This is a genomic window from Methanobrevibacter ruminantium M1 (assembly GCF_000024185.1).
Classification (GTDB): Archaea; Methanobacteriota; Methanobacteria; order Methanobacteriales; family Methanobacteriaceae; genus Methanobrevibacter; species Methanobrevibacter ruminantium.
Genome location: NC_013790.1, coordinates 1018492 through 1044617 on the forward strand (window position 1 = coordinate 1018492; position 26126 = coordinate 1044617).

Annotated in this window: 19 protein-coding genes, 1 pseudogene and 2 CRISPR repeat arrays; of the genes and pseudogenes, 19 read left to right on the plus strand and 1 reads right to left on the minus strand. The window is 28.5% G+C overall.

Going from position 1 to position 26126, the window contains the following annotated elements:
- Positions 1-332: 332 nt before the first annotated feature.
- Positions 333-746, minus strand: a complete 414-nt coding sequence (locus MRU_RS03975; RefSeq protein ID WP_012955589.1) for a hypothetical protein — start codon at positions 744-746, stop codon at positions 333-335.
- 407 nt (positions 747-1153) lie between these two features.
- Here MRU_RS03975 and MRU_RS03980 point away from each other — a divergent pair, with 407 nt between their 5' ends.
- The 19 genes and pseudogenes from MRU_RS03980 to MRU_RS04065 all read left to right on the plus strand — a co-directional run bounded on the left by MRU_RS03980 (position 1154) and on the right by MRU_RS04065 (position 25613).
- Positions 1154-2176: a zinc-ribbon domain-containing protein gene (locus MRU_RS03980; RefSeq protein WP_048812411.1), complete on the plus strand. Its 1023-nt coding sequence runs from the start codon at positions 1154-1156 to the stop codon at positions 2174-2176.
- A 178-nt stretch (positions 2177-2354) separates the two neighbouring features.
- Positions 2355-3203 (plus strand): potassium channel family protein, encoded by an 849-nt coding sequence (locus MRU_RS03985; RefSeq protein WP_012955591.1) that lies wholly within the window; start codon positions 2355-2357, stop codon positions 3201-3203.
- 51 nt (positions 3204-3254) lie between these two features.
- Positions 3255-4298 (plus strand): zinc-ribbon domain-containing protein, encoded by a 1044-nt coding sequence (locus tag MRU_RS03990; RefSeq protein ID WP_012955592.1) that lies wholly within the window; start codon positions 3255-3257, stop codon positions 4296-4298.
- A 102-nt stretch (positions 4299-4400) separates the two neighbouring features.
- Positions 4401-5078 carry an Ada metal-binding domain-containing protein gene (locus MRU_RS03995; RefSeq protein WP_012955593.1) on the plus strand — a complete coding sequence of 226 codons (678 nt, stop codon included), beginning with the start codon at positions 4401-4403 and terminating at the stop codon, positions 5076-5078.
- Positions 5079-5274: 196 nt separating this feature from the next.
- On the plus strand, positions 5275-6006 hold the full coding sequence (gene cas6 / locus MRU_RS04000) for a CRISPR-associated endoribonuclease Cas6 (protein WP_012955594.1): 732 nt from the start codon (positions 5275-5277) through the stop codon (positions 6004-6006).
- Entirely contained in the window at positions 6006-8165 is a 2160-nt protein-coding gene (locus MRU_RS04005) for a hypothetical protein (protein WP_012955595.1), read from the plus strand. The genes cas6 and MRU_RS04005 overlap by 1 nt, the downstream gene beginning before the upstream one ends.
- A 1-nt stretch (position 8166) precedes the next feature.
- Entirely contained in the window at positions 8167-9126 is a 960-nt protein-coding gene (locus tag MRU_RS04010; RefSeq protein ID WP_012955596.1) for a type I CRISPR-associated protein Cas7, read from the plus strand.
- A gap of 34 nt (positions 9127-9160) precedes the next feature.
- Positions 9161-10024, plus strand: a complete 864-nt coding sequence (cas5, locus tag MRU_RS04015; RefSeq protein ID WP_012955597.1) for a CRISPR-associated protein Cas5 — start codon at positions 9161-9163, stop codon at positions 10022-10024.
- On the plus strand, positions 10006-12831 hold the full coding sequence (locus tag MRU_RS04020; protein WP_012955598.1) for a CRISPR-associated helicase/endonuclease Cas3: 2826 nt from the start codon (positions 10006-10008) through the stop codon (positions 12829-12831). The genes cas5 and MRU_RS04020 overlap by 19 nt, the downstream gene beginning before the upstream one ends.
- A gap of 8 nt (positions 12832-12839) precedes the next feature.
- Positions 12840-13334, plus strand: a complete 495-nt coding sequence (gene cas4 / locus MRU_RS04025; RefSeq protein WP_143714302.1) for a CRISPR-associated protein Cas4 — start codon at positions 12840-12842, stop codon at positions 13332-13334.
- A 60-nt stretch (positions 13335-13394) separates the two neighbouring features.
- On the plus strand, positions 13395-14363 hold the full coding sequence (gene cas1b, locus MRU_RS04030) for a type I-B CRISPR-associated endonuclease Cas1b (RefSeq protein WP_012955600.1): 969 nt from the start codon (positions 13395-13397) through the stop codon (positions 14361-14363).
- A gap of 2 nt (positions 14364-14365) precedes the next feature.
- A pseudogene (cas2, locus tag MRU_RS04035) lies at positions 14366-14596 on the plus strand (CRISPR-associated endonuclease Cas2); the annotation flags it as partial.
- 35 nt (positions 14597-14631) lie between these two features.
- A CRISPR array of direct repeats spans positions 14632-17805; the repeat unit is 30 nt; unit sequence ATTTCAATCCCAAAATGGTCTGATTTTAAC.
- 100 nt (positions 17806-17905) lie between these two features.
- Positions 17906-18660: a CRISPR direct-repeat array (repeat unit 30 nt; unit sequence ATTTCAATCCCAAAATGGTCTGATTTTAAC).
- Between the two features lie 1078 nt (positions 18661-19738).
- Entirely contained in the window at positions 19739-20440 is a 702-nt protein-coding gene (locus MRU_RS04040) for a hypothetical protein (RefSeq protein WP_012955602.1), read from the plus strand.
- A gap of 232 nt (positions 20441-20672) precedes the next feature.
- A complete protein-coding gene (locus MRU_RS04045; protein WP_012955603.1) occupies positions 20673-20852 on the plus strand; it encodes a double zinc ribbon domain-containing protein in 180 nt (59 codons plus the stop codon).
- A 640-nt stretch (positions 20853-21492) separates the two neighbouring features.
- Positions 21493-21972 (plus strand): hypothetical protein, encoded by a 480-nt coding sequence (locus MRU_RS04050; RefSeq protein ID WP_012955604.1) that lies wholly within the window; start codon positions 21493-21495, stop codon positions 21970-21972.
- A 541-nt stretch (positions 21973-22513) separates the two neighbouring features.
- A complete protein-coding gene (locus tag MRU_RS04055) occupies positions 22514-23719 on the plus strand; it encodes a hypothetical protein (protein ID WP_012955605.1) in 1206 nt (401 codons plus the stop codon).
- A gap of 36 nt (positions 23720-23755) precedes the next feature.
- Positions 23756-23932 (plus strand): hypothetical protein, encoded by a 177-nt coding sequence (locus MRU_RS11905; protein ID WP_012955606.1) that lies wholly within the window; start codon positions 23756-23758, stop codon positions 23930-23932.
- A 170-nt stretch (positions 23933-24102) separates the two neighbouring features.
- Positions 24103-24435 (plus strand): DUF2085 domain-containing protein, encoded by a 333-nt coding sequence (locus tag MRU_RS04060; protein ID WP_012955607.1) that lies wholly within the window; start codon positions 24103-24105, stop codon positions 24433-24435.
- Between the two features lie 497 nt (positions 24436-24932).
- Complete coding sequence (locus MRU_RS04065; RefSeq protein WP_012955608.1) at positions 24933-25613, plus strand: TIGR00266 family protein; 681 nt, start codon at positions 24933-24935, stop codon at positions 25611-25613.
- Positions 25614-26126 lie beyond the last annotated feature (513 nt).

Sequence of the window (26126 nt, forward strand, 5' to 3'; positions counted from 1 at the left end):
TGGAAAAATCTTTTCTTTTGGTTTTATTTTGCTCAGTGAATTAATATCACAACAAGCAATGTTAAAACAATGGAACCAATTAAAACAAACTGATATTATGTGGAAAACCTAAAGAATGCAAAATAAAACTTAAGATACAATCAATAATAAACCACAAAAATATAATGCCAATAAATTTAAATACGAGATAGCATCCTCGTTGATAAAAACTAGCTTAATCATCTATATGGGGTTTATCAATTTGTTTTCTACAGTAACTACAAAATTCAGAACATTCCTTGATTCTCTCACCGCAAAAAGGACATCTTAAAACTGCTAAAATTAGATTCCATTTATAATGTTGTTATTGGAGTCAGATGGTTTAACTCATTAAAGTCATGTAAGTTTTCCACAACTGTTTGAGCTTCGCTAGGACCTTTAGGAGTCCAGGAATTTACGATATATTTTTTGCCATCCTTTTCAACAATCTCTAAAATACCGCAGTCATTTTCATCATCGGCATATAAATAAAGACCATTGTTTCCTTCATACTTTTCTACAACATAGTCGGTATCATTTTCAAACCAGGTTTTGTAAAGGTTTTCAGTAAACTCAAAAATTTGAATATTATGGCCTTGTCCATCTCCGAAACCACTATTGCCTAATGGTTGCAATGGGGAAGGGGCTGTGAATATATCGACAGTTCCTGCATATGCGACACTAATCAACAAGAATAAGATACATGTTCCAAGAATTATTTTTTTCATTTTGACATATCTCCCTTTTTTTTTTGTTTTGTAAAATAAGCTAAAAAGTAATTAAACCTTTTATTCACTCATTAAAACAATTTATATTCCTTCTTTTATATAATCCTTTTGATGACTACTGTTGTATATACAGTTTCAAATGCTGTTCTACTCATGCTGTTCTACTCATGGTATAATTTATATGAAAAAGGAGTAATTTCTGAGGAAAGATTTGGAAGAAAAAGGAATTATTACAACTCTTTTTAATAATTTTTAATATCATTTTTTTTTAAAAAGCATTCTGTATAATTATTCACTTATTTTATTATTTTTTATCATATTATCTAATTTTCACAATCTTAAAAAAATTATAAATATCTTAAAATTAAATATTAATTATAAAACGATTATTTATTTAGGGTGATATTTTGACTAAATTTTGTATTGAGTGTGGGTTTGAGAATCAAGATGATGCTAATTTCTGTGCAAATTGTGGCATGAATATTGATTATGACGGCCACAACAGTACCAATCCAAACAATAATTCTATAGTTGAAAACAACAATAATAATCAACTATCTCTTCAAGTTCCTCAAAAATATGAGGATTATGACATAATAGAAGAATTACAATGCTTTAATTGCAATCAACATACTTTTATCCAATTAAATAAAAAATCTCTTTTGTCAAATAAGGTGGTTTACTACTGCACTAATTGTGGAATGTCCTTTGAAAAGCAAGGCAATGGATTCAAATTAGTGGACATATCCGATAAAAGCAATCGCATGTGGGAGTTATATAACTTAAAAACCTTAACTTGGCCTGAATGGGAAAGAATAGCAAATGGAGGATTATCTGATAAGGATCAAGCTGAAAAGGATAAGCAGCTAGCCATAGAAAAACAAAAGGAATTGGAATTGCAACGCAAAAAAGATTTGGAAATTGTAGTCCAGGAATTGGCTAAAGGAGAAGTTAATTTAAAGCCAGTAAGCTCTCCAGTTATTTTGAAAAAGAATGAAACTGCTTATCTTAGTTTACCAAACATTACATTAAGCGAGCCTCGTGCCGTTAGAGTGTCTAAAAGTGGGGGTTATGGAACTTCATATAGGTTTGCTAAAGGATTCAGTGTTCATTCTGGTGTTGGGGAAAGCAGAAGCGTTTCTCATGATGAAATTATGGCAATAGATACCGGAACATTTGTCATAACAAACAAAAGAGTAATATTTGTAGGCAATAAGAAATCTGTAAATATAGATTTAAAGAAGATATTGTCCATGACTGTATATAAGGATGGCATTTCCATTCAAAGGGAAAATAAGCAGAAAATAGAATATTTCACAAAAACAAATCGTCATTCCATGGACTTTACTATTGATGGTAGGACACATTCTTTGCCTTTGGAAGGTTATTTTATAAAAGCAATAATATTAGGTCAGATTGCTAATTTATAATAATTTCTTTATGTTTTTAATAATTTATAGTAAGTGATAAAAATTAGTGGAATCGAAATTTAGTGTATTTATGATTTAATAAGAGTAAGGAATTAAATTTAGTGTAATTATGATTTTATAAGAATAAGAAATTAAATTTAGTTTATTTATAGATTTAATAAGAGCATAGGTTGTTTATATGAGAAAGGAACGTATTAAATCCTATTTGGGAATTATATTTGATCTTTTGGTAATTTTAGACTTGATTCTAATATTTATCTCTTTGCCTATACAAGGCCTTCACTTGATTGACTATGCAGGTTTTGTAAGGGCTTTTGACTTAACAATCTGTTTTCTCCTATTAATCGAATTCTTTTATGGATTATATAAATCAGATGCTAAAGCCAAATATTTCAAAGAACATTTCCTAGATTTAATCGCTTCAATACCATTCGATTTAATCGTATTTGCCTTATTCGGTTCAAGTTCCATTATACTTAATTTGGCTCGTTTCTTACGTTTGGTCAGAGTCGTCAGAGTGTTTAGGGCTGTAAATATAGTTAAAAAATATGGTTTGGAAAAGGTTATTAGGCGTACTCATGCAGATAAGATATTTATTGTCATAGCTGTTATAGTTGTCATATTCACTATTCTCTTAACTCTTTCCGGTCATGAAAACATATCCGACAGTTTTTATTTTGTTGTGATCACCTTAACCACTGTAGGCTATGGCAATGAAGGTTTTAATGAGCCTTTAGCGAAATTTGTGACATTATTTTTAATTATTGTCGGTGTATTGGTCTTCAGTACTATCACTGGTGTAACCTCATCCTTCTTTATAGATAAGATGCTGGAAGAGGGCATCAGTGTGGATGAGAACTTACATTTCATAAATCAAAAGTTAAACTTCCATGAAAGGGAAATGGAAAAAACAAGAAAAGAATTGGCTGAAATTAAAAAGGAATTGGAAAAGTCTAATGAGAATTCAGAAGAATTAAAGCAAGAAATATCTGAATTAAAAGAGTTAATTAAAGAAAATAATAAGTAAGAAGTTCTATTCTTCAGAATTAAAGAGTTATTAAAGAAAAGGTGTTCAATTATGTTTTGTCATAACTGCGGAAGTGAAATAAGTGATGATGCTAATTTCTGCGTAAATTGTGGAGCTAAGCTAATACGACTTGATGAAGAAAAAGCTCAGCCTTCCAAATCTTCCAGTAGAGGCTTATCCAACAAGAAAACAGACGAACAAAAGGAAACATCCTCCGGCAGAGGATTATTCAACAAGAAAACAGACGAACAAAAGGAAACATCCTCCGGCAGAGGATTATTCAACAAGAAAACAAAGGAACAAAAGGAAGCCATAAAGGAAATCAAGTCTTACACTAAGGGTAATTATAAGAGATTCAGGCAGATCATTCCAAGATATGGCATATTAGCAATGGAAGTTTCACATACTAAGGTTTTCAATGGAATAATCAAAACAATCAGAAAAGAAATTGAAAACGAGAATCTGACTGCCGATCAGATTGAAGGAAGAGTCTTTCAGCTTCTAACTGAAGAGTATGGAGAGCCTATGAGTCAGGAAGAAGCTGATGAATTGTTCAATCAACAAAATCTCCAAACAAAACTTGAAAATGAAAGAAAGTTGGAACAAAAGTTCGGCGTTCCATTTCAAAATAGGGTATGGTTCAAATGCACTGTTGAAGAGATGAGGCATTCCACTTTCACCAACACTAATGACAGAGACATTGTTGACGGATATGTCTTTGTTGAAGACACTTTTTTGGAGATAGTTAAGGAATCAGTTTTCTTAAAGTCAAAAATGGGGACTAGAAAAATATTCTATGACAACATTGCAAGCATAGACCATGATGCCAAAGGCAGGCTTAACTTAAGCAGCAGTCTAGAAATCTATTTAAAGTCATCTGACAGAGTTCAGCTAAAGCATGTGAACAAAGGGATGGTAGACCTTGTCACCGGCAAGTATAATGAGTATATGGAGAATAAGATTAATGACAATGCTGAAAACGTCACCAATGGCACCAATAGCAATGTTGATGAACTGATGAAATATGCGGATTTATATGAAAGAGGCTTGTTGACCCAAGAAGAGTTTGAACAGAAGAAGAAAGAGTTATTATAGTCTCTTTTAAAGGTTTTTATCGAGGATATATATTTCAATTAGACTAATTTATAATATGTTTTTTTTTAAACTTATTACTAATCTATAAAAAAGAGGGTTATTATGAAAATTAATTTAAAAAGAGTTATTTTGGGAATTATTTTGATTTTGATTTGCATTTCCTCAGCAAGTATCATTTCAGCATATAGTATTGATTCTATGGAAATTCAAGGAGGATGCATTTCAACAGGAAGCGGATTGGAAGATAAGACTTATGCAACCATTTATGTGGGGGAAGAATACACTGGAGCAGATGTTCTTATACAGATTTATTATTCCCGTGACGGTTCACAGTTAAACCCTGGAAATAAGGTTCCAAAAACTGTTGATTCTTTAGGTTGCATTGAAGTTCCTAGTGCAAATGCATTTAAATATTATCCAGACCTTGCTGAGATTAATCTATATGATTCTGATGGATATCTGATTGATTCAAGGGATGTATCCTTATCAATCCATAGCGGAGAACAAACTTTTGGAGACTTTTATGGTTCTAGTTCATCATCAAGTTCCTATTCAAGTTCTTCATCAAGCGGAAGTTCTAGTTCTTCAGGTGATGGAAGTACAACTACCTATCATAGCGGAACCTCTAATAGCTATGTTGGAAACAGTAACACTGGAAAATTCCATGCTCCCGGCTGTGATAGCGTTGATAAGATGAAGCCTTCAAATAAGGTTTATTTCTCAAGTCGTGATGAGGCAATAAGTAGGGGTTATTCCCCTTGTGGGCGTTGTAGCCCTTAAATTTATTTAAAATTTTTTTAATTTTTTCTTCTTTTTTAATATTTTTCTTTAAAATTACGAATTTCAGCTATTTTTCATATTTTTTTTAGTAGGATTAAATTTTCAAATAGAAACTTTTAATAGAAACAAAGTTTAAATTATTAATTAAGTATAATAATTTTTATACACTTTTTATTAAAGTAATTGGGGGCTGCATATGAGATTGAAAATTATATTAAAATCTAAAAAGAATAGGTTGAAGATTCCTTTTAATTATAATCATATTGTTTCTGCTATAATTTATAACAAAATTGCGGATATAAAATATGCAGAGGAATTGCATTCTTCTAATTCTTATAAATTTTTCACTTTTTCTCAATTAAATATTCATAAATTTAAAAGAATTCATTCAGGATTTTTATCTCAAAACGGCAAAATAGATTTTTTAATTTCATCACCCGATGATTATCTGATAAAAAGTTTAGTTGAAGGATTTTTAAATGATTTGACTATTAATTTCATTGGGGAAGATCTTCTTATAGAGAAAGTAGAACTTCTACCAGTTCCCGATTTTGAAGAAGAAATTAATGTAAAAACATTATCTCCCATAATATCAAGAACTAAAAAAGAAGTGGATGGTGAATTGAAAATTTGGGATTTGGCTCCCGGTGATCATTTCTTCAAAAATTTAGAAAATACTCTTATATACAAATATTTGGAGTTTAATGGATTAGAATCAAATGATAAAAATATAAAAATTTTTTCAGAAATGAGAAATGTGAAACGTAAACGAATAATTATTGAAAAAGGTGATAAACAAACGTATCATAGGGCATATATGATGGATTTAATTCTAAAAGGTGATAAAGAATTGTTAAGATTTGCTTATGATGCGGGTTTAGGTGAAAAGTCTGGACTTGGTTTTGGCATGGTTAAGGTGATTAATTAATGATATCTGATTTAGTTGATTTCGGTAAATGGTTAGTTGAAAATAACGAAGACGGTATTGGATATATGGTTAAGGAAGATGATTATCTTCTAAAAATAACTTATAATAATGAAATTGATGATTTTGTTATAGATGGTATATTTGAGAATGACAATGAAATTGTTTTAGGTTTTTATGAAAAATCTATATTTAATGATATTTTACCGACTCCTAGAGGATCATCTGATCAAAATATCACTATTGCAAATAATACTAATTTAATGGGATTTTCACCTTTTTTACTTAATTTAGATAGTGATTTTTTAGGGCGAAAAATTAAACCAGAGAATTATGATAATGAAAGTGATTATTATAAAGTCGGTTCTGAGAGATTTTTGAAAAAAAAGGCAGGGGGTAAGTTTAAATTAGAAAAAACTCTTGACAAGTTTACTCGATCATTAGATGATAATAAAAATAATAAACAATTTAATAATGATATAATTACTAAACTATTTGATAATCCCAATGAGCTTTTTTTAAAGAATATTCCTTCACAATATGAAGATATTTTTATTCAGGAATTTTTTAACAATCTTTCAAAAGAAGAATATATTAAAATTATAAATAAATTTTATAAATTCTTGGATATGAATAAAAACGACATTTTGGATAGGGTCATAAAATTTAAATTAGAAGAAAATGTTAGCAGTAGATTTTTTATAGTGGGCGTTTTTGGAGACTATAGGGATTTAATAAATGATTTATGTTTTTTATATTGTAAATTAATTAAAACCAGAAATAAACATATAGAGAATTATGATGGGGGGATTTGTTCTATCCCAAATTGTAATAATCATTCAATAACCTATCCTTCTATCCAGTTTTATGCTGCCGATAAAAAATTTTATTTTAATTATTCAAATAATATTGAAAATTCTAGTTTAAGATTATGTGATTTATGTAATAGATATATGCTTTTTGCATTTGAAAAACTTAAAGCTAATTTTAAAGGAAATATATTAGTTATCCCAAAGACTTATGACGGAGATTATAGTGAATTTTTAGAGATTATTCAGGAGGATAATGATTTTGAAGTAATTAATGAATTACTTGAAGAGAATTCTAAAAAATTTACTTATGATTTCTTAATATATACTCCTTCAAATGCTCTTTTGAAAATAGAAAAATATATTGATAATTATCAAGCTTTCCTTACTAAATTTGATGACATCAATCTATATAATTATGGAAATTTAAATTATTTGTACAATGAAGTTCTAGTTAATGATGAAAGTTCCTTAGATGAAGATAGAATTATTATTAAGATTTCTAATCTTTTTGATTTTCAAATTATTTTTAAAGAATTATTTTATGAAGTTGATGATGGGAGATTAAAATATCCTAAAATGAATTATTTTTATCAAATTTATAACAAGGAGTTAACTGGAGAGAATGGTATATTTAATGGTTTTAGTTCAAAAACAGTTAATATATTTTCAAAATATAAAGATAATATTTTCAGTTTTATTTATGAAGCGAATTTTGATGCATTAAATAAAAATATGATTAATACAATTGTTTTAAATTCATTAACCATTTTTCAAAAAAATTCTATTAAAAAATCTATTAGATTTGAAATTGTTAAAAGATTAAATTATTGGTTTATGTTTAAAAAAGAATTTTTAGGAGATACTATGTTATTAAATGAAAATGTTTTAAAGTTAAGACAAATATTTGGACATCCTAATATTACTACTGGTGAAAATAATAATGAAAAAATTGAAGTAGTCTTTGACGATGTTGAGAAAAAACAAGTTTTAGATTTAATTAAAGAGGATAATGCCATTAAATATTATTTGATAGGTCAATTAATTGCATATATTGATGATTTCAAATATAGTTCTGGCAAAAAAAGAGAGGTTTTTACTAATTTTATTACAAATGCTCATAGGAATAATATTAAAAAACTTTTTGCAACTGAAATATTACAAAAAAATGTTTTTTATATTAATCAAATGAATAAAAAAGGAAAATTTTTATTTACTATGCTAGAATCTGATTATGGGTCTTTATTTAATGAGGAAGATTTATCTTATGAAGATTATATTTTGTTGTTATTTACTGGATATTACACAACAAAATTTTTGAAAAAAAATTATGTATACAATGGAGATGAATAAAATGACTGAAGGAACACCTGTAAGAAACTATTACCAAGGAATTTACTTAACTGAAACTATAATGGGCAATCCAAATGGGGATTTTATAGATAATTCTCCAAGAAATGTTGATGGTGCGGTATTTACTACTGATAAGTGCATTAAATATAATGTTAGGAAATATATTCATGATACTTTAGAAAACTTTGGTGAAAAAGAAAATATTGTTTTCTTTTTCCCACGTCTTATTGATTCAACAAATGAAGAAGATATGAAGTTTAAAACTAGAGATCAGGTTTTCGAACATTTTAAAAATTTTGAAGAAATTTTAAAAGTATCTCCTGATGTAAGAATGTTTGGTGGAACATTTAGTGTTGATAATAATGCTAAACAAATCTATGGGCCTATACAATTAAGTTATGGTTTAGATATTAATGGAGCACAAATCATCCGTCATCAAATTGGCGCCCCATTCGCTACAAGTGAAGGAAGCCAAAAAACTGTTGGTTCTGAATCAGTTGTTGATGATGCAATTATTGCTTATGACATTACTATCAATCCGAATAATTATAAAGATTTATTATTAGAGGATGATTTAGAACTATTTAAAAAAGCATTATGGGAAGGCACTAATTTAAGAAAAACAACTAGTAAAAAGACAGATTCCAAATTATTAATTTTAATTAAATTTAAAAATGATTCTGAAAATGATAAAGTTGATGCAATAAATATGGGAGAATTGAAACAGTTAATTTCCATAAAAGGCGGCAAATCTAAAAAAATGGATGAAAATACTATTTGTTTGGATTGTGAAAATCTAGTTAAAAAAATTAAAAAGTATGAAAAGTACATTGAATGTATTGATATTTATTGTGATTCTGATGATGTTGAATTGAATTCATTAGAAATTGATGGAGAAAATTTAAAAGACACTAATATTAAAGTCAACATCTATGAACCTTTATCATTACTTTCTGATTAAAAAAGGTCTTTTCTAAGTTATAGTTTGTGATTTTATGAAAATTATTGAAGTTGATATTTGGAGTAGTTTTGGTTGTTTTAGCAAACATTTCTCCAACACTGGAGGTGTTTTGACTCATTTAATTCCTCCAAAAACATCAATTATTGGTATTATTGGAGCTATTTTAGGTTATGATGTAAATGATTATGAAGATAATGATGATGGGACAAAAACTTATAAAATTGAGTCTTTAAACAATATAAAAGTATCTATTTATCCATTATTTGAGTTTAAAACTAAAAGAGTTATATTTAATCTGGTTAGTGGGACTAATTTAGACTTGGATATTAAAAATATTAATCAAGATGTTTTAATATCCCCAAGATATAAATTATTTATTTCATTCCCTTCAGAATTAGATGAAGTTGAAGAATTATTTTTAAATAGGGTAAAAAATAATAAAACTATTTATAATTTATATATGGGGAGAAATGAATTCCCTTTGAATTTGGAGTTTGTAAGAGAAATTAATGCTGAAAAACATATATTTAGCAATGACAATTCAGATGAGTTAAAATCCATTAAAGTTTATGGCTCATTAAACAGATCTTCCATTAAATCATTAAATTTATCTTATGAAGATAATGATTCTAAAGTTGATTCTGATGCACTCAGTTTAATAAGTTCACTTTTAATTTCTAATTCTGCTGATGGTGTGAGACATTTAAAAAGTTTTCATGAGTTTACTATTAAAGATTATCCTATTAAAAGAGAAAATTTTACAGATTTTTCTTATTCTCCAGTATCTTTTTACAGTTCAAAGAAATTTGGAGAGTGTTTTTTCTCTAATTTGCAACTTAAAGATGGTGAAATTGAATTAGTTAATATTGGTGATGATAAGTGGTTATCTCTCATTTAAATTTTAATGAAAATGAGTCTGTAATTGAGATTAATAGCGATTATTTTAAAGTATATGCTCATAAAAATGAATTATTTAATGAGCATATCTCTAAAACTTTAAACATTTTTAAAACAATTAAATCAGAGAATATTTTAATCAATTTCTATGATTGGTTTAAAGATCAGGGGTATATTCATTTAACTTTTGAGGAGTTTAATTTTTTAATTGAGGAATGTGTCAGATTTCATGATGTGGGGAAGTTATCATTTAATTTTCAGTTAAAAAGATTAAATAAAAACAACCCTGCTAAAAAGAAGGAACAAATTAATGTTTTAAAAAAATTTGGATTAGATTCTATTTTGAATCAATTTGAAGGAAATCACTCCTTGTCTGGTGCATTATCTTTTTTATCAAAATATTATGATGTTTTACCAAAAAATGAATTATTTTTTCTTATTTTAGCTTATGTTATTATAGGACACCATACAAATTTAAAAGACATTGTAAGTCAGGATGATTTTTTTTATAAGGAATTTGAAGAAAATCAAGCTCTTAGCACTACTTTAAAATTTTTTGCATTGTTTTTTGGTTTAAATCAATCCACAATTAATCAGAAGTTTTTTCAAGAAATTAATGATATAGGATTTGATTTTTTAGAGAATACTATAAATCATTATGATTCTTCCTTTTCATTTTTTTATTCATACATTTATTCTTTATTAATTAGTGCAGATTCACTAGCCACTAGTGAATATAAAAACTCTACAGACCAAATTGATTATTCAAAATTTAATCATAGAATATCAGATAAGTTATTTGCCCATATGTATAAATCATTTTATAATGTTAAACATAATAGAAATCTTTTAAATGAGACATTTAATTTAAATGATATATGCCCGGAGGATATTAATGTTTTAAGGAAAGCGATGCTTTTAGAATCATCAGAAACTTTAAATAATGCTTTAATGGATGATGATAAAAAAATATTTTTCTTAAATATGCCTACTGGAGGAGGCAAAACAAATACTTCTATGAAATTAGCTTTAGATATGGTAAAAAATACTGATGCTAATCGTATTATTTATGCAATGCCTTTTATTAACATTATTGAGCAAAATTTTGATGTAATTTGTAAATCCTTTGGTTTAAATGAAGAAGAGGGGAATATACGTCAAATATATTCCGCATCTGAGACTATTTTTAATAAAAGTGATGAAGAGACATTAGAAATAATTTTATCTGATGATTTTTTTAATTATCCGGTTATTTGCACTACTTTTGTTAGTTTATTTAATCCTATAATAAAAAATAATAAAAAATATAAATATCGTTTAAATGCGTTATCTAATTCAGTAATTATTCTTGATGAAATTCAATCTTTACCTTTGAGGAATTGGGTGAGTTTATATTTTATCATTAATGAGTTATCTGAAAAATATAATATTTATTTTTTAATTATGAGTGCAACTTTACCTAGTTTTGATAAGTTAAAATTAGAAAATATTAGGGATGATGATAATTTTTTAAACTATAATAATGTTTCATTAATTAACAATCCTGAAAAGTATTTTAATCATGATTTGTTCTCAAGAACTAATATTAATGGAGGAATTAAAAAACTTGGAATAAATGATGATTGTAGTATAGATTACTTTTTAGAAATTATTAGAGAAAATTTTAGTCAAGATTATAATAAAGGACTTATCGTCTTGAATACAATTAAATCATCTAGATTGATTTATGATAAATTAAAAGACTTTTCTCAGGAATATAATTTTGATATTGACTTATTAAATTCAAGTATTTTGCCTAATAGGCGAAAAAATATTATTCATAAAATCAATCAGGAAGATTTATCAAATTATATTTTAATTAGTACCCAAAGTATTGAAGCTGGAGTGGATGTAAGTTTTGATTTTGTAATTAGGGATTTTTCGATTTTAGATTCAATAGAACAAGTTCGAGGTAGATGCAATAGGAGTAGGGAATTAAATGATAAGTTTCATGATTCTAATATTAAAGGTAATGTTTATTTAATTAATTTGGAGGATGATAATAGTAATCTTTATAAATATATTTATAAAGATGTGGAACTTAAAACAAGAATTAAAGAAACAATTAATCTTTTTAATGAAGGTTTTGAGTTAAATGATGATTTAAATTATCAATATAGTAACATATTAACTTATTATGATAATGTTTCTTTAGATATAAATGATGTGCATGATTCTATGGATCAATCATTCTTGCGTAATGATAGAAGAAATATCGTGTTTTGGAATAAAATGAAGTATTCTAAAATTCAAAAAAAGAAAGGCATTCATATTATATTAAATGATTTAAAGCAATATTCTATATTTATTCCATTAGATATTAAAATTTATGATGATTCTTTAAATTTGGATAAAACAATAGAGGATATGGATTTGAATGAGTTAAGAGAGATTTATGACGAATTTGGGAAACATTTTATTTTTTCATTGAATGAGATTTTATTTATGAAAGAAAATAGTGATTTTTTAATAGAAGGAGATTATGTTATAGGGGAGGAGGTATTAAACCATTTTCAAACTATGGTTGCTAGAGTAAAAGATGATTATAATCAAAAATTATTAGTTGAAAAGGTATTTTCATCTATTTTAAGCAATTTTATTATGAATATTTCTTTTAATAATTCCGATCTTGAGGAACAAATTAAAGAATTAGATAAAGAAAGTTATTTCTATATTTTAGAGAAGAATATGATTGGTGATTCTGAGGAGCATTTCTATTCTGAAGAATATGGTTTTAATTTTAAACCTACTATAACAAATATATTATGAGTGACTATATGAAATCAATCAATGGAACCCAAATAAACTACTATTTCATATGTAAAACCAAGCTTTGGCTATTTTCACACAATATCCAAATGGAACAGGAATCAGATAATGTTTCTTTAGGTAAACAACTCCATGAAACATCATATAAAAAAGAAAAAGAGTTTTTAATAGACAATCTAATAAATGTAGACTTTATTAAAAACAAAGACCCAATTGAAATTCATGAGGTTAAAAAGACCCAATCTATGGAAATATCTCATGAATATCAATTACTATATTATATGTACTATCTAAAGAAAGAAAAAGACATCAGCAATACAGTGGGCTATTTAAATTATCAGAACATCAGAAAACAAATTGAAATAGAACTTACTGAAGAAAAAGAAGAAGAACTGGAAACAGTTCTTAATGATATTAAAAGTATTGTCGATTCAGATGTTCCAAGTCCTAAAAAGTCACGAATTTGTCGAAAATGTGCTTATTTTGAATTTTGTTTTGCTTAAATTTATTGTATTTTTATTATTTTTAATTTATTTATTTTTTATTTTAAAGGGGGAAAATAAATGTCTAAAAAGAATTATTACTTATTATCAGAAGGTATTCTAAAAAGAAAAGAAAACACCATATACTTTGTAAATGAAAAAGGTTCAAAACCACTTCCAATAAACAAGATATACTCTATGTATGCCTATGGCCAAATAACTATTTCTTCACAAGTGATTAGTCTGTTTGCAAAAGAAGGAATTCCAATCCATTTCTTTAACTATTATGGCTACTACAATGGCAGCTTTTATCCAAGAGAATCACTGTTATCAGGCGATTTATTAATCAAGCAAGCAGAGCACAATATTGATTTTTCAAAAAGATTAAAATTAGCCAAGCTTTTTGTTGAAGGTGCGGCTAAAAACATCTTAAAAGTGCTTGCATATTATAAAATTGAAAACAATATTAAAAACACCTTAACAGAATTGAATGAATCTTCAAAAATTACAGAAGTTATGAATGTAGAAGGTCGAATCCGTGCAGAGTATTATCAGTATTTTGATGACATACTTCCAGATGAGTTTAAAATGGAAGGTAGATCAAGACAGCCCCCTACAAATATGATAAATTCGTTAATTAGCTTTGGAAATTCTATGATGTATGCTAGCGTAATTACTGAGCTGTACAATACTCAATTAAACCCTACTATCTCTTATCTTCATGAGCCCGCTGAGAGAAGATTTTCACTCGCTCTTGATTTAAGTGAAATATTTAAGCCAATTATTGTAGATAGAGTTATTTTTTATTTAGTCAATAAGAAAATGATAACTGAAAAGGACTTTAATCAAGATCTTAACTGCTGTCTTTTAAATGATAAGGGAAGAGCCACTTTTGTTAAGGAATATAATAAAAGACTTGAGACTACCATCAAACATAAAGATTTAGGCAGAAAAGTTTCTTATCAAAGGTTAATCAGACTAGAAGCTTATAAACTTAAAAAACATGTTTTTGGTATGAAAGAGTATGATCCATTTGTTATTTGGTGGTAAGTATGTATGTTATAATAGTTTATGACATTAAAGTAGAAAGAGTAAATAAGGTAAAAAGTTTCCTTAGACAACATCTTTTTTGGATACAAAATTCAGTATTTGAAGGAGAATTGACAAATAGTGAATATAAAGCAGTAACTGATGGTTTATTGAATATTATTGAAGAAGATGAAGATTCTGTTATTATTTATCAATTAATGATGGAAGAATCTTTAACAAGAAATGTTTTAGGGGTTGAAAAGGCATCAGTGGATGATGTTATTTTGTAATTTTAATCCCAAAATGGTCTGATTTTAACATCAATATCTGAATCAATATTGATATTATTCTTGAAATTTCAATCCCAAAATGGTCTGATTTTAACGCTCCAAACTTATCAGCATTTTCAGATTTATAATAAATTTCAATCCCAAAATGGTCTGATTTTAACTCATCATTTCCATCTACGATTGGTTCGTTAAAAAATTTCAATCCCAAAATGGTCTGATTTTAACTTACGAGAGTAACATTCTTCTGAAGCACAGTTGGTAAATTTCAATCCCAAAATGGTCTGATTTTAACAGGTAATAATATGAAATTACCACTACTGTTGGAGTAGATTTCAATCCCAAAATGGTCTGATTTTAACAAAACCATTCTCCAATAATATCTTCTGTGCATATTGATTTCAATCCCAAAATGGTCTGATTTTAACCACACTTTTGACACCATAATGGACTCTTTCTTGATTTCAATCCCAAAATGGTCTGATTTTAACATTCATTCCCCCTTACTAATTCTACAAGTTTAAAAATTTCAATCCCAAAATGGTCTGATTTTAACTAGAGACAGTACAACTCAATATGGATTAAATAGTGAGATTTCAATCCCAAAATGGTCTGATTTTAACAGAATCTACGAGAATTATTCTATCATAACTGGTTATATTTCAATCCCAAAATGGTCTGATTTTAACATTCTGCTGATGGATTAAGTTGCACTTTATCTGCTAAATTTCAATCCCAAAATGGTCTGATTTTAACTAATCCTAACCTTTATCGGTAACTTGATATTGCAAATTTCAATCCCAAAATGGTCTGATTTTAACCCAAAAAAAACATAAAAAAAAGACTCGGTAGTATTTCAATCCCAAAATGGTCTGATTTTAACTCATCTATGTCTGCCCCATATTGTATGATTCCGTTATTTCAATCCCAAAATGGTCTGATTTTAACTCATCTATGTCTGCCCCATATTGTATGATTCCGTTATTTCAATCCCAAAATGGTCTGATTTTAACTATTTGGTAGAGTCAAACCACATCGGACAGTCATCTATTTCAATCCCAAAATGGTCTGATTTTAACACAAAGTAGAATTAAATCTTGGTAACTGGGTAACATTTCAATCCCAAAATGGTCTGATTTTAACGTTTGACTATCACTATCGTGGATGATATTGAGCATATTTCAATCCCAAAATGGTCTGATTTTAACATAAATTATTGTTTAATAAAGAACCTGATAAGTTTAATTTCAATCCCAAAATGGTCTGATTTTAACCTTAGTCCAGTATTGGCACCTATGACTAGTGTTAATTTCAATCCCAAAATGGTCTGATTTTAACGGTGCTGAGTTATATGATGTGGAAATTGATTTTAAATTTCAATCCCAAAATGGTCTGATTTTAACCAGAAAGCGATGTTTGGAGAGTTCTTTGAAGATGCTATTTCAATCCCAAAATGGTCTGATTTTAACTATGTATGTTCCGATGATTAGTATCATTGTGTTGAAATTTCAATCCCAAAATGGTCTGATTTTAACACGGACATATAATTTATGATACAAGCAATGTATACAAATTTCAATCCCAAAATGGTCTGATTTTAACCAGCTTACAAAGAAATAATCGCTGATATCAGTAATAGATTTCAATCCCAAAATGGTCTGATTTTAACAATGACCTTATGGATAATACTAAAACAGTTAAAAAATTTCAATCCCAAAATGGTCTGATTTTAACTGTGCTAGTTAATGCTAATCCTGCTCCTTCATATATTTCAATCCCAAAATGGTCTGATTTTAACTAGAACCTTTCAAGGAAGACATAGTCTGCTATTGTAATTTCAATCCCAAAATGGTCTGATTTTAACCTTGCAGAACTGGACTTGCTCCTAGAATACAATTAATTTCAATCCCAAAATGGTCTGATTTTAACATACATATCAAAGACCCTCATATCCGAAACAATGTAATTTCAATCCCAAAATGGTCTGATTTTAACTCTTCGATTTCGTGGAATAATTGTGTGAAATCGAATTTCAATCCCAAAATGGTCTGATTTTAACATGTCACCTTGTCCTTAAGTGGTGTCTTAAGTCCTAATTTCAATCCCAAAATGGTCTGATTTTAACCAGTAGAATTCGATGCACAAAGGACAATGAGTAGATTTCAATCCCAAAATGGTCTGATTTTAACGCTCCAAACTTATCAGCATTTTCAGATTTATAATAAATTTCAATCCCAAAATGGTCTGATTTTAACTCATCATTTCCATCTACGATTGGTTCGTTAAAAAATTTCAATCCCAAAATGGTCTGATTTTAACTTACGAGAGTAACATTCTTCTGAAGCACAGTTGGTAAATTTCAATCCCAAAATGGTCTGATTTTAACGCACTTGGAACTGCCGATGGTGTCGGAAACATCTTATTTCAATCCCAAAATGGTCTGATTTTAACGAAAAGACATCATGTCAACAATTATGAATTGGAAGAATTTCAATCCCAAAATGGTCTGATTTTAACTTGATGATTTTATACATTCTTTTAGTTTAGAACGTATTTCAATCCCAAAATGGTCTGATTTTAACCCAGAGTTGATAAAAAATGTACAAAACAGTTATTAAATTTCAATCCCAAAATGGTCTGATTTTAACGCGAGGAGTGCCTAAATTCACATTCAAGCAATACTAATTTCAATCCCAAAATGGTCTGATTTTAACGACAATGAAATTAAGAAATTAAAATCATTATTGGATATTTCAATCCCAAAATGGTCTGATTTTAACCCTTACCATCGCTTCAGATTAGCAGAAACTACTGAATTTCAATCCCAAAATGGTCTGATTTTAACTCCAAGGTTGGCTACTTCAATGATACTGACTCTTTGATTTCAATCCCAAAATGGTCTGATTTTAACTTTACGTTGTCCTGTACCGCTTTCATCATCAACCATATTTCAATCCCAAAATGGTCTGATTTTAACTCGCAATAACACCGAAATTATCTAATACGAATTCATATTTCAATCCCAAAATGGTCTGATTTTAACTGCAGAAGCCCAGTTCCAAATCTTCAACTTGGACAAATTTCAATCCCAAAATGGTCTGATTTTAACTTGTAAATTTATAGGGAATAAGACTACTGAAGAAAGATTTCAATCCCAAAATGGTCTGATTTTAACCTTTAGTAAATGGGGGGGGCAAACTTTTAGTAAAATATTCAATCCCCAAAATGGGTCTGATTTTAACCTGTGTGTATAGTTGAAGTTGCAATTGTTGATATATTTCAATCCCAAAATGGTCTGATTTTAACGTGCAAGTCCTCCAATAGATTATTTCCTCCCCTATATTTCAATCCCAAAATGGTCTGATTTTAACCCATATTCTCTCACCCAAATATAAGAATAGGATTTTGATTTCAATCCCAAAATGGTCTGATTTTAACTCCTCTGGAGCATAATAATTGAATCCTAATTTTAAATTTCAATCCCAAAATGGTCTGATTTTAACAATTCAAATCCAACGATGTAATTTCCATCGCTTACATTTCAATCCCAAAATGGTCTGATTTTAACTATTTAGGATTGAAGAAATTGTTAATGATTGTATTGAATTTCAATCCCAAAATGGTCTGATTTTAACTGAAACAAGTTCAAGCCAAGTATAACACCTTTTCAAGATTTCAATCCCAAAATGGTCTGATTTTAACAAATTTATTGATATCTTATTTTTATGCCTTTTTTTAATTTCAATCCCAAAATGGTCTGATTTTAACTGTTCAGTCTCTACAATTAAGTCCTCTAGGTTTATATTTCAATCCCAAAATGGTCTGATTTTAACCCGAACCTTACTTTGAAGATGAGGAAACCTTTGAAGATAATTTCAATCCCAAAATGGTCTGATTTTAACAAACAAGAAAACACTGCAACTAGTAATATTTTCTATATTTCAATCCCAAAATGGTCTGATTTTAACTATGTTGATGCGAAATACCCTAACAGCTTCAGGATTTCAATCCCAAAATGGTCTGATTTTAACAGGCGAGAATTTTCGCCTAAATACCCCTTTTACACATTAATATTTGTCCATTTTTTAATTTAAAATTTTCGAATGGTAAAAAAGAATTTATTTAAAACAATCAACATTTAACTTAAATCTCTTAAAATTATTAAATAATAACATATTCTTATTTAAATTTTATTCAAATTATTTTTATAATGATATTTTTCATTTAGATAATTAACAAGTTTCTAAAAGTTATTTAAAACAATTTTTAAAAATTACTTAACTAAGTTTAATTATAAAAACACTTGGATCGACAGAATTCTTAACATAAAATTATATAAAAACCAAACCACAAACTATTAACAACAAAACATAAAAGGGTTAACAATATGGTCTTTTGTTCTAGCTGTGGAAAGGAAAACACCTCTGAAAGCATATTCTGCATCGGATGAGAATCCATCCTAATCAAACAAGAATGCCTCAATATAAAATCATATCACGACTTTAACGATCTTCTGACTGTTGAAAATTAAAAAGCTCTTGAAGAGCTGTCCTTCATATAATCATACCAAACAATCTTAAATCAAGGCAAGTCAAACTATGAGGAACTGCTCGAAGACATGCCAGAGCAAAAAAGACAACCCATGGACATACTCTCAAAGATTGCACTTAAAACACTTGTTTTTACAAAGATAAACTACAAGTCACGCGGAGCTGAATTAGGCAGCTATTCATTCAATCTCATAAACATAGGCAATAGATTGAACAAGGCCAATCAGATATCCGAGCTTATCCACGAGATTACAACCACATCGTTGCTGAAATATACGAGCAGGTACTTATGTATCTTCTTGAGGCAAAGACTGATGTACTAGAGGCATTCGTATGGTTTGCTATGGAATATGGGAAATTATGCACTTTATGTGACGCAACATAGTCACTTGGAGTGATGTTGATACAATGCTTGAACTTGTTTCAAATTATGGATTAGATATTGAAGAAGGTTAGGATGTTCGTGTAGAAAGCGTTGATGAAACTGCAATGAATATTATTAAATCATATATTTAATTTTAACCAAATTAAAGAGATTAAATTATAAAAAGTGATTATCATGGACGAATGGAAAGTAGGAGACCCTTCTGATTGGGGAGACCATGTTGGAGTGCCAGACATTCCCTATATGGGATACATAAATGATGATGGATATGAAGAGGACTATTCCACATTCCCTGAGGAAAATGGTGGCAGCAAGCCTAAAAGCCTGGGCTCTCCAGAGGAAGATCATGGAAAGATATTGTTAGTAAAGGCAAAGGTATATCTGAAATGGGGAAATCTTGATGGTGCCATGAGCTGCATAAATCAGGCAATAGACATATTCAAGAATAGCAGACGGATCGGTTACTATGAGAATTCATTGCATGTAAAAGGAATGATTTATGAAAAAATGGAGCAATATGCAAGAGCTCTCTTTTTTTATCACAAGGCATTTAAAGTCGGAGAATGCGTGAGCAATGCTTTTGATGACAGAAATAAATTGATTGATGGAGACAAGATAGACATCTTGAAAGAGCAGTTCAAGGATTATCGCACTGCCTATCCCTTTGGAAGTTCTTTAAAGAGGGATGATTTCATAATCTATTGGGATTTGGCATGGCGCATAAACGAGGATAGTAGCGACACTGAAAAATTGGAATTGGCATTGGAAGTGATTGGTTTTGTCAAAAGAATGGCGCCGAGTATTGAATTTGTAGGAAGGGAAAAGGAACTTTATGAAAACCTTGAAAAGGAGATTCTAGAGAAGATCAATAAATAAATGTCATTTTAATTTACTTTCCTGCGAGAATCTGACATCATATGCTAAATCACTCATTTAGATTATTGTATCTAGCAGGCACTTCTCACTAAAATTCCTAAAAAAATTAAATTTTTATTCGCTCCAAGTATCGAGTGCCTATGTTTTGGCCTCGTTAATTTGAATTCAGTGAATGATGGCTTTTAAGAGCCATTGAATCTTTAGACTAAATAAATTATGTAAGGTGATAATAATGGGAGAATGTCCTTATTGTGGTAAAGATGTGGACTTTACAGAAGTCTGTCCTCATTGCGGGGCTGATTTAAGTGAATTTGATGACCGATGTCCCTTTTGCGGAGTACTTATAAGCCGTGCAGCATTGATCTGCCCTCGCTGTGGGTCAGATGTATACGAATTTTGGTATGGTGATTAATTGGGTAGTGATTAATTGCCTTTTGCTTTTTTTTTTAATTCATTTTAAGATTTTTTTTTAGTTTATGATGGATTATAAATTCATCATTGATTTTTTTTTTATTTAGTTGCTTTCTTATAGGAATCATTTTCTTGATTTTTTTATTTAGTGCTTTCTATAGGATGCATTTTATTACCCTATTCTTCTGTTTTTTTTACTTATTTTGCATAGTTTACTATTTATTATAAATAGTTAATAGTTCGTTATTATTTTAATTTTAATGTATAATCTGCCATATTAAATCATTTTAAATGATTATTAGTTTTAAAATACTCTTTTGAGTTAAATTTATTATTTGAGGATAAATCACTATCTATAAATGATTTTTGTTGCGATTAAAAAATTTATTTGAAAGGTTGATTTATTTTTAATTGAAATTTATAGTGATTTTGTTATGTAGTTTTCATTCAACTGAAATTTATAGTGATTTTATGATATAATTTTCATTTAACTGAAAACTAAATATGCGATGAATTTAAAATTTTTCAATTTTCTCATATTTTCTTACCTTATCCCTTTTTTTAATTTTCACATTGCAAACTTTTTTATAAAGATTTATAAACCCCCTAATAAATACTACTATTAGTAAAAGGGTGTTAGCATGGATAGAAAGGACATCATAATCATAATACTCGTTCTCATAATCATATCACTATTGGCATTGGGCCTTCATAATCATCAAGTAACTGACCAAGGCACTGACCTATATCGCACTGTAAAGGTATCTCCTAGCTTTTCGCTGGATGTTCCACTCTCAAGCAACCTTACAAGGGAAAACGTCAGCGAAAACATGTATATTGTAAACGACTACCAAAACGACATTCAAATAATCTCATTCAATATGAAGAATGCCTCTAAGATGGACCTTATCGAGGACGGCTACCAATATCTCAAGAGAGAGGAGTCATATAAGTTCGGTGCAGAGGAGATCATTAAGATATCCAATCATACCGTATGGCACAATAAGGATGATGGCAGCTATATTGCATTCTTTTCACCTAACAATACAGAGGACAATATAATGCTTGTAACTCATGACAATATCACTATGGCTCGCATATTATCTAGCGCAAGGTATTGATGATTTTATATGCTTTCCATATGGAAAGCATTCTTTTACTTTTTTCATTTTTTACTCATTTTTTTTTATTTTTTTAAGCTTTAAGAATTTCTTATTAATTTTAAATATTGATAATCCTTATTTAACTCACAATCCCATTTAAGCCTTTTTAATTTCCCTATTTGTTTCATACATTACTAACTTTTTATAAATAGTTATATATGGTTAATTTTATCTATAAGCTTTTTATATAACTTAATTTTTTATAATAAGAATTCTAAATTAGTTATATTTATATAACATAAAAATAATAAGTTATTTCAGTAATTAATTTGCTCTAGCAAGTTATTCCAGAGTCAGGTCAATTTTGATTTCAAAATGTGAAATTGATTTGAACTCGTAAAATTGTTGTAATCTCGTAAAATTGATGTAAAATTGTTAAATTGATGTCATCGTGCTAAATTGATTTCATTTCGTAAATTCAAACCCTTAAAATCGGAATATTTAAATATAAGTACTTATAGACTAAATTTACAATTTAAAGATAAAAGAGGTGACAATCATGACATCTGAGATTATGATTTTAACACCAACTGCAGTGGTTTTAGCGGCGGACAGTGCAGTTACAATAAGCGATATAAAAACTTATGATGGAGCAAATAAATTATTTTACCTTAGCAATAAACCTCCAATGGGAGCATTAATATATAATCTTGCAGATTTTGTAGATATTCCAATAGAAACAATCATTAAGGAATTTAGAAGAAAGATTGATGGAAAAGAGGATTTAAGCCTTATAGAAATAAAAGATGAATTCGAAAAATATTTGCATCAGATAATTTCCAAATCAAGGTCTACTTTAAGTTTCCAAGAGCAATTGGATTATTTTATAGAATTTATTCAAGAAGAATTGTCTTATGTAGATTTTGATGAATTTAAAATTGGTTTAAAAGATGAACTTTCTGATTTTGATATTGGTCTTTTAGGCGATTTTAAAGATGAGGTTCAATCACAGATTGATTTGTATGAAGATAAATTTAGTTTAGCACTTCCAGATGATTGCAATGGTTTGGATGAAGAAGATTTTATATCGGATTTAAAAAAATTGTTTATCTGTAATATGTTTTTAATGCCTTTTATTGGCATAGCAATATCTGGCTTTGAGAAAGATGAAATGTTTCCTTCATTTATTCATTTTAAGATAAATTATTTGTATGATGAAGAATTTCTTTTAAGGGATGTTGAATTTGGATCAATAGGGGATGAGGAAGTTATATTAAAGGCATTAGCTCAAGATGATGTAATAAATACCTTTTTAAATTCTATTGATTCAAAAACCGAAAGGGCATTGGAAGATTTTTTTATAGAGTTTAAAAATTTTTTATTTAATTATATTGAATATTGTATTAAATCTAATGAGGATATTAGTGAGGAGAATGAAAATTTCTTATTAGAAAACATATCTGATATGGAATTTTCTGATGAAAAAGTTAGAAATATTTTTATTGGTTTTATAGAATGTTTGAAAGCAAAACAGAAGAAACCAATTTTAGACTCAATTTCTGTTTTGCCAAAAGGAGAATTAAGTAATTTGGCGGATTCTTTAATAGGTATCACTTCTTTAAGAAGGAAAATTGAAGATGAAGTAGAGACAGTTGGAGGACCTATAGATGTTGCTATTATTACTAAGGGTGATGGCTTTGTTTGGATTAAATGTCATGATAGTTTTGATAAGGACTTAAACCCTCAGTTTTTTGATAGTAATTGATAATTTTAATTTAGATTAATTGTTGGATGTGGATAAATGCATTATTTAGAAAAATATAAATTAAAATCTTTTAGAAGGAAACCTAAAGTTTTTAGAAGAAAATACAATCCCTTCCCTGAAGGATTTGTAGAGAATTTTGTTAGAAAAAGCTTTGGAGAAATTTTGGATTCAAAAATGGATAATTCAAATCAACTTTCAAAAGAAGATAAATGATTAATTAGGATATAATTTTCTTCTTAAATTTGAATATCCTAAAAAGATGTGGAAAAGTATTTAAATGGCGAAACTTATAGAACTATGTAGAACTTTTCTGTTTTTATTTATTGGGGTGATAATAAATTTAAGCATATTTCTTAGAAGTTCATATTAAATGGGGGGTTTAAATGAATTTATATAAGGATATATTCTATCTGGCAGGCTTTATTTGCCATCAGAAGCCAGAGAGATCATTTCACATATCCCACTGCCAATTGCCATTCTGTGCAAGATGCTGTGGAATCATCATATCTGTCATCGCTTCATTTATCCTCGCTCAGTTTGTAGCCTTTCCAATGAATGCCCTGGCTTTTCTTCTCTTTGTCCCAATGATTGTAGATGGGCTTGTGCAGAAGTATACCGATTATGAAAGCACAAATTTCAGAAGATTCATAACAGGCTTCTTATTTGGATTCGCTTATGTCTATGTATTTTACATGTTTGGATTGAACGCTTTATGATTTTGGGGGTGTATTATTAATGATAGGCACTTTTTTAATGATAATGGGAGCAATCTTCTTGCTTTTATTATGTGCTGGCTCTTGCAGCGATTAGTTAATTAGCTTTAATTTATTTTAATTAATTTTTTAATTAGTTAATTAGTTAATTAGCTTCAATTTATTTTTTAATTAATTTTTTAATTAGTTAATTAGTTAATTAGCTTCAATTCTTTTTTAATTAATTATTTAATTAGTTAATTAGATTTAATTTATTTTTTAATTAATTAATTAGCTTCAATTCTTTTTTAATTAATTATTTATTATTTAATAATTATTTAAATCAAATTCTTTTTTTATTTTTAAGCTCAGATTATTTTTTAAGCATAGCTGTTCTAATTTATCTCTTTAATCATTTTTTAACTGCAATTTTAATCTGATTTTTCAAAATAAATCAACAAATTATATAACTTAATAATTAAATAACTATAAGTATTATTATAAAAACCTAGGTGATAATTATGGAATATGAAATTCAAGGCGGAACCTTCCCTATTGTAGTCTGCACATTGCAAGAGGGAGAAACAATGAAAAACGAAACTGGCGCTATGGCATTTATGACTTCTGGAATGAAAATGGACACCAATACTGGAGGAGGCCTCCTAAAAGGTCTTGGAAGAGCATTATCTGGAGATACCATCTTCTTAAACTACTTCACTGCACAAAGGGACGGCGAGCAAGTAGGATTCTCCGCATGCAGTCCAGGCAGGATCATGCCTATAAGATTGGATGGAACCAATACAATCATAGGCCAAAAGAATGCATTCCTCGCTGCAGAAGACAGCGTTGACATTGACATACACTTTAGAAAAAGCCTTGGAGCAGGTCTCTTTGGAGGAGAAGGTTTCGTCCTTCAAAAGTTCAGCGGAACAGGAGTTGCATTCCTTGAGATTGACGGAGAAATAATCAAGAAGGAATTGGCTCCAGGTGAAAAGCTATTGATAGATCCAGGACATTTGGCTGCAATGGAAGAAAGCGTTGGATTTGACATAGAAAGGGTCAAAGGAGCTAAAAACATCCTATTCGGTGAAGGACTCTTCTTCTCAAGATTAACAGGTCCAGGTACAGTATGGCTACAGACCATGCCAATAAGCAGCTTGGCTAGAGCATTGGTTCCATACTTGCCAACCACTACTGAATAGGCTTTAAAGGCTATTATTAAATATTAAATGCTTTCGAAAGAAAGCATCTTTTTTTTATTTTTTTTTATCAGAACAAGCACTATTTTTAAATTTTTCATATAAATTAATAATCTTATTTTATTCTTATTGATTTTACTCTATTTTTAGAAATATCTATTAATTAATCATAATTTCACATAATCTCACTTAATTAAACTTATTTTTTCTCATACTCAAAATTTTACTATATATCTTAAAAATAAAAACTTCATATTTTAGTTTACTATTCATTATATATAATAAACTCTTTTCTTCGTTAGATTTACTATTTATAATGTATAGTTTACTATTTAAGCTTATTTTTTGTTTTTATAAATAGTTTACCATATAAAACCAATTTAAGGAAATATTAGTTTTCAAATGCTCTCTGATTAAGTTTATATGTCTTTAAAACAAAACAATATTCAAGCACAATTTCAGATGTCCCAAAGGAATTTTCAAGATAATTTCCTTATTTTGGTTCTATAAGAATAA